Raw genomic sequence first — 6,843 nt, forward strand, 5'->3', positions numbered from 1 at the left:
GGGTCTCATTCTTTAAAGGGCTGAGTTTAACAAAGTATCTACCGCAGAGATATCTATAGAAAAATATTTTCAATAGAAGCTAATAGAAGGACAGGCACCAGTAAATCACTCACCGTAATTTCATTCTTTGGGGTGACTGTCCTCTTTACCCTTTACCCTTTACCGCGTGAATGGTGGCCATGATTTCTTGTTTGAGGGTGAAAAGGTTACCATTTTAACACAAGTTCTCCATGTTGGAGTCATGACCAAAAATCAAACAGAGATAAGATTTATATAAAGTGGTTTAATACTTAAAATTTGCGACAATATTTTTTAGTTTGTCACTGACTCCTGCAATTTCATCACTGTATTTCACTGAAGTAGTGACAACTTCAAAAGTGTCACTAGCCAAATGTGATATTTGAGTAATATTATGATCGATTTCGCTCGACACTTTTGCTTGTTCTTCTGACGCAGTCGCGATTTGACTGTTAATATCAGACATTTCATTGACGCGGTCGTTGATTTTTTCAATCGCTTTGACCACTTGTTGTGTATGGCAGTTAGATTCTCTCGCTTGCTCAGCATTCATATACATTTTGTTCGCAACCTGAACAATGTTTTGTGACAGCTCTTTAATGGTTGACTCAATCTGTTTGGTCGATTCGTTGGTTTGATAGGAGAGTTGGCGCACCTCATCGGCAACGACTGAGAATCCACGCCCGCTTTCACCTGCCCGAGCAGCTTCGATCGCTGCATTCAACGCGAGCAGGTTGGTCTGTTCAGAAATACGCTGTATGGAATATACCACTTGATTAATATTTTTACTTTGCTCTTCCAGATCCACAATGGTGGCTTGTGATTGCTCAATATTTTCTGCTAATGACTCAATATTACTACCAGTAATGTAAATCATATCCAGTGCGCTTTTAGTTTCTTCCGTCACCAGTTGAGCATTATTGGCTGCAAACTCAATGTTGGAGGAAATTTCTTTATTACTCACAACCAGTTCATTGGCTGAGGTTGCCACTAACTCAGATTCCAATTTTTGTTGTTCAACATTATCAATGCTTTTCAGTGCTGACTGCTCAGATTTATCCGAATTATCACTGAGTATAGTAATCACCGAAGCTAGCTCCTTAATATGTTCATGTAGAGAACTAATAAATAAATCAAACGAGTTTGCTAAAGCTGTTAGCTCATCATTACCTTGAGAATTCATTCTAATCGTTAGGTCACCATTTCCTGTGGCGATTTGCTGCATACGAAGATTAATGACATTGATGCGTTTTAAAATAGTACTGCCAATCAAAAAAAGTAGCCCCGAGACTGATAATACCAATATGATACCAAAGGTATTTAGATCCCTATTAAGAGCAACCTTATCCTCTTCGATAATTTCATGAATATCATTTTGTAAACTCGTGATCGAACGCTCTACATTATGAACATTTGCTCTTAGCTCCTTTCTCATACCATGATTAGCAGTTAAACCAAGTGACTGTACGAGCTCTATATGATTATTCGCTATTTGACTATATTGGTCGAAAGCAGTCTGTACATCATCGGTTAATGCTTGCTGAGTAAAACGATCGAGGCTCTGTTGAAATCGCTTTATGGTGTCCTGGTTTGGGTTGGCTAGATAGCCTAAGTCAGCCTCGCCTAATTCTAACCCAGATAACTCAAGCAACATATCATTTTGCTTAGCAATAACCTGCTTCAATTGTTCTCTTTGTGCAGTAAGTTGAACACGCACGCTACTGGCCTCAGTTTCACCATCTAACTGTATTATGGCATTAGCTAACTTGTGAAATTGCTTTTGATACTGTTCGAGCTTTACTAGGACCTGGTTGCTATCATTTGCAAGGTTTATTTTATGTGATTTAGCCACTTGTTGAAGATTGTCAATACGAGTGGTTAACTGCTCAAAGGTCTGGTCAAAGCGAGTTATATACTGTTCGTCTCTGCGTTCAATAAAATCTTTTTCGTTACGTCTGAGAGTGAGTAAATCAATGACACTATTTGTATTCTCTCTTCCTACAAACTCGAGGTATTCGATTTTATCTTGATTGTATTCATTGTATAGGTAATATCCACCAACTCCAATATAAATAATAAAGTTAATAAGAAGTAACTTATTTTTTATACTCAGTGAGTGAATAATATTTCTCTTACTTAAAAAAACAATCATAAAATACCCTATGCTCTCACTTGGTAGTAACCCAAGTCTTAGATAATCAAATAATATTAAATAAAATACATGTAAGGTTGCAAGATGGGGGGTGTAGGATTATTCCTTAAATTAACCATTTAAGCTAATTAGTCACATGAATCTATGCCCGTTTAACTTGAAGAGAATTGAGAGCGTTTTTGAGGGCTCAAAAACGGTGAAACCCCGATGTTGGTAGCATCGGGGTTTCGAATTTTTAGATTTCTCGGATGGTAAGGCCGATTATCTTATATGCAAAAGGCTGGATTTAATCCAACTAATTCCTTGGTCGGGAATTAGATACGGATGAAGTCCATGTGCTCAACTTTTGGCTTGAAAGCGTGACGTTGAACGTCTTGTGGCTTAACTTTAACTTCAGCACCGTCGATTACTAGAACGATACCTTCGTAGAACTCAGGCTTGTCCATTTGGTTAACGATGTCATCGTGGTTAAGAACGATAGATACAGCTGCTTCTTCACCGCCGTATACAACTGCAGGGAATTTACCAGCGTGACGTAGGCGGCGGCTCGCACCTTTACCTAGTTCAGTACGTACTACTGCTTCAAATTTCATAGTATAACTCTCAAAAATTTAAGATATTCATAATCACACTAACAATGCGACCTTGTTATGTGTGCTAACCGCTCAAGAGAAATTGGTAGTAACTCTGTAAGCGAGCGCGGATACTATCACTCTATCTGATTTCTAGCAACTGATAATCACTGAATTGGGCCATTTCAAACGTCAATGATAATCAACTGGTTAAGTTTGATTCATTAGGTACGTTCTCTTCACTTAAACATCGTCTTGTGTGAAGACTGTGACTATGTAACAGCGAGCGAGTAAAACATGGCGCCCCTTTACTTTTTTCTCAGCCATCGGGCTACTGCTTGGTGTGGGGTAGCTTACTTAAACGTAGTCATATTCGCTGGTGGAAGTGAAATCACATTAACGTCATCTACCTGGGATATCGGGCAAATTGAATCACAATTGATACTAAAGGGGAGGATCCTTTTGTTAGTTTCGATGGCTGTGGCGTATCCTCGCTTGCTGGTCTATTGCTCAATAGTAGACAAATGACATTGGGCAGTTAAATGCGTTTTCTTTTGGGTTGAAGCCACCATGTACTCAAGCACCTCGTTTTACCATTCAGTTAGGTGCGAATTCTGTAACGTGAAGGTGAATGATGCTCAAGGCTTGGCTCAAAGAACAACAACCTAACAGCTTTTGGCTGGTTTGTGCACGAACTCATAATCAAGCACTAACGTCGAATGGATTTGGGTTTGATAATGCAGCTCCGCTGTTTTGGGGGAATACATTTAAAGATGTCATGGCGTTGTCACCATGGCTTATCCCAGTTTCTGATGAGGTACTGGCGTTGGATGAAGGCCTGCTTAATCAGGGTTTAGGCATTGCCACAACTTGCTCAGTAACCACGATTCGACATTTACGCAGCATGCTAATGTCTGCGCTTGATGGTGAAGAAGTACTATTCCGTTTCTATGACAAGGTTGTGATAGGGCCGATGCTAAAGGCGATGATGCCATCAGAAATACAACAATTTCTCGGTAATATTGATAGCTTGGCGTTAGTTGATGACAAGTTAATTAGCTTCACACGCCACTCTCAGAGTCACTTTGAGCTAAAGAAGGAGACGTGGTGGAAACTCCAACCTCACCACCTTGCACCGATCTACAACACTAAGCATCACGCCATTGCAATAGAAAAACGTTGTTGGGAGCTGATCCCTGACATTCTCGAACAACTTGATGAACCACTACAAGTGATATCAAACGCACTAGAGCGAGGAATTGAGTTGGGATATCCCGTTTCGGAGCTCGAGGCATGCGCGATTGTTGAGTTAGCGCAACGAAGCAATTCTCATCTATTACAGTTGTCAGAGCCATTGCGACTCACCGAGCAGGAACTAAGTCTACTTAAAGTGATTCAGGAGGGTTGGGTATGAGTATTACTGGCGCAAGCCCATATTGCTTACCCTGTGACAGGATGACTCACTGGATAGAAATCTATATTCGCGATGAGTTTAACCGTCCCTTCTCTGGAGTGCGAGGAACTCTCCTTGACTACGGAGGGAATGCATTTCCAATCTATCTTGATGATGGTCCAATTTTTGTTGATCGGATGGCGCCTGGCCCCGCAACGATTCTGTTAGAGTGCGATGCTTGGATATCCGCGGCACAAGGTGACGAGCGTATTCCTAACCGCGCAACAGACAGTGATCCAACGAAAGAGTTTGCCGACAATCATCTAGGCCATAAAGGCAGTGCAACACGCTATTTTGAAGTAACCGCCGGTGACCTTACCGAATTGAGCGAAGGGTTATCTCTACCATCTAGGCATCAAAAAGGGCAGGCAGATAAGCTTAAATTAATCACCGATAAAAGCTATGTACTGAAAGTAAGAGGCTTTAACTTTATTACGTTACGCGTTGGGATGTTCTTTGATGGAACAGCCAACAACACCTATAGCGCCCAGTGGGGCAAGAGTAAGCTTGATAGCTACTACCACAAATGGTATCCATTGCATAACCTATACAAAGATAGGCCGCCGATTGAGTGGCCAGAGGAAGTGTTTAAGTTTCCCGAACAGGATAAGTTTCGCTTTTTCTGGCAAGAGGATCATGCGGTTAAGAGCAGTGCAGCGAATGAACCAACCAATATTCAAAAGCTATATGATTTGTACTTACGTGATGTTTACTTAGAAAAAGAACGTCTTTTTGTTCATCCTGAATACATAACAGGAATCGGCACCGGCAATGAAACGGACAACACTAAACCTGCCGATGAGTCGGTATTGATTGGGCAAGCTATGGGGTTGGGTAAGTATGGCGTCGAAGCTAAAGTGGTAACTGCCATTGAACAACTATCTCAAAGCCTTAAGGGTATTACCAACTCGCGAGTATATTCTGAAAGTAATATAGATGGGCTTAGTTCAATTGAGTTCGATGTATTTGGCTTTAGCCGTGGTGCAGCAGCCGCGAGACACTTTGTAAATCTAGTTATTGACGGAAAGCGCGGTGTATTTGCTGAAATAATGGCACAAGCCTGTAACGCGAATGACGTTGAGATGAAAACAGGCTTTAATTGGAATAGTGATTCGTCAGTGTCTATCAAATTTGTTGGTCTCTTTGATACGGTCGCGGCGATGGTTGACCTTACAAAGGGAGATATATCACCGCACAACAATAACAATGGAGGTGTAAGATTGTGGCTTGACCCAGATAGAGTCAAACGGGTTGTCCATCTTACTGCCCACCGAAAAACTGAATACCGCCGCAACTTTAGTCTAAACCGTATCAATGCAGCCGAACACTTTCATGAGTATGTGGTACCTGGTGCCCATTCGGATATCGGTGGTGGCTACCACTCCCTTAACGCCTACACAACATTATCGCGTCAACGCAGGTTAACCATACCTTATTTGTTACCTTTATTAGAGAACAAGCCAATCAAGCGAGTCATCAAGCCAGTCGGATATGGGAATATTGACGAGGTCAAACGACGAATAATAGCCAAACTTGAGCCAACTATTAAGCGCGAGCTGGCGTTAGGTTGGAATATCAAAGACTACCATATTGACTTTCAGCTACTTAGAACTGTAAGTAAAAAGCGAACACGCTTACAAGGGACGCTCTATCAAAAAAGAGTGGTGAGTGGTGACTTATCCAGGCTGTACCTGCGAGTGATGTTTGGCCTGGCACAACATTATGGCGTGCCATTAAGTGATATCGACGGTCAAGTTTGGTATGAAGCAGGAGACAGCTATTATTCGGTGCCAACGAATATTGGCAAATATCGCTTTGCTGATTTTTGTGATAAAGCGCTTGCGGCGGCGAAGAGCGGTGAGTTATTGGAAGAGTTGAATATTAGCAACGTTGCAGAGATTAAAGATAGCCCAATTATAAACAAGTTATTTGATGCGAATTTAATCCATCATTCTTCCGATAACACCATTGCCAATAAACCTAACAAAGTAGGTGAGGGCTATCAGCGGGAGATCTATCCATGCCAGAAGGAGTCGTGAGATGAAGTGGTTTATTGCTCTGCTAGGGCTTATCGTTTTTACAAATGCTAATGCATTTAGTCGGGTGCCTAGTGTACCGAAAGATATGCCTAAATGGCGTATTGGTTATGCAATGTCAACGTTATACCCAGCTAAAGTAACCAAAGCTTATGGAGTAAATGAGGAGCATGATTGGACATCATTTATACATAATGATCAACAGTATCTATATAGAACTAAATATGAATATGCTAAGCGGTCACATAAAGATTACAGTGGATATGGTATAGCTTTGGGAGTTCCGGTTGGATTCAGTAGTCAAATTGGCGGAACTCAGACACTTCCTGATAGTGTTTATATTTACTGGTCTTCAATCACCAATCAAAGGTTTTTTGCGACCAAATTTGATCTAACGCCTAAGATGAAAACGGTGATGAGCACCAAAGAGCCATTCACCCGCTTTGACGGCTTTAAAACTCACTGTTACCGAAGTGATATTGTTTTTGGCTTTCTACCCAACGGAAATACAAAAGTGTGGCTAGATGGCTGTGGTGAGTACAAGTTTGTTACAGAGCTTGAACCTATTAAGGAGCTCGATATGGATTCCTTTGGCAACGATGCTGAAATCTA

5 protein-coding genes are annotated in these 6,843 nt (G+C 41.3%); 3 read left to right on the forward strand and 2 right to left on the reverse strand.

What is annotated here, in order from left to right; genetic code table 11:
* Positions 1-283 precede the first annotated feature (283 nt).
* Together QTN94_RS15955 and rplY are read right to left on the reverse strand one after the other, a co-directional pair.
* Positions 284-2,170: a methyl-accepting chemotaxis protein gene (locus QTN94_RS15955; protein ID WP_331428229.1), complete on the reverse strand. Its 1,887-nt coding sequence runs from the start codon at positions 2,168-2,170 to the stop codon at positions 284-286.
* 314 nt (positions 2,171-2,484) lie between these two features.
* Positions 2,485-2,763 (reverse strand): 50S ribosomal protein L25, encoded by a 279-nt coding sequence (rplY, locus tag QTN94_RS15960; protein WP_138973354.1) that lies wholly within the window; start codon positions 2,761-2,763, stop codon positions 2,485-2,487.
* A 610-nt stretch (positions 2,764-3,373) separates the two neighbouring features.
* Between rplY and QTN94_RS15965 the strand changes: the two genes are divergently transcribed.
* From QTN94_RS15965 to QTN94_RS15975, 3 genes are all read left to right on the forward strand, one after another.
* The gene (locus tag QTN94_RS15965; protein WP_331417158.1) at positions 3,374-4,156 is read left to right on the forward strand and encodes a DUF4123 domain-containing protein; all 783 of its coding nucleotides are present in this window, start codon (positions 3,374-3,376) and stop codon (positions 4,154-4,156) included.
* Complete coding sequence (locus QTN94_RS15970; RefSeq protein ID WP_331428230.1) at positions 4,153-6,234, forward strand: T6SS phospholipase effector Tle1-like catalytic domain-containing protein; 2,082 nt, start codon at positions 4,153-4,155, stop codon at positions 6,232-6,234. The genes QTN94_RS15965 and QTN94_RS15970 overlap by 4 nt, the downstream gene beginning before the upstream one ends.
* Position 6,235: 1 nt before the next feature.
* A partial coding sequence (locus QTN94_RS15975) for a DUF2931 family protein (protein ID WP_331428231.1) occupies positions 6,236-6,843 on the forward strand: 608 nt, incomplete at its 3' end.

The organism is Vibrio sp. M250220, assembly GCF_036533795.1.
Taxonomy (GTDB): Bacteria; Pseudomonadota; Gammaproteobacteria; order Enterobacterales; family Vibrionaceae; genus Vibrio.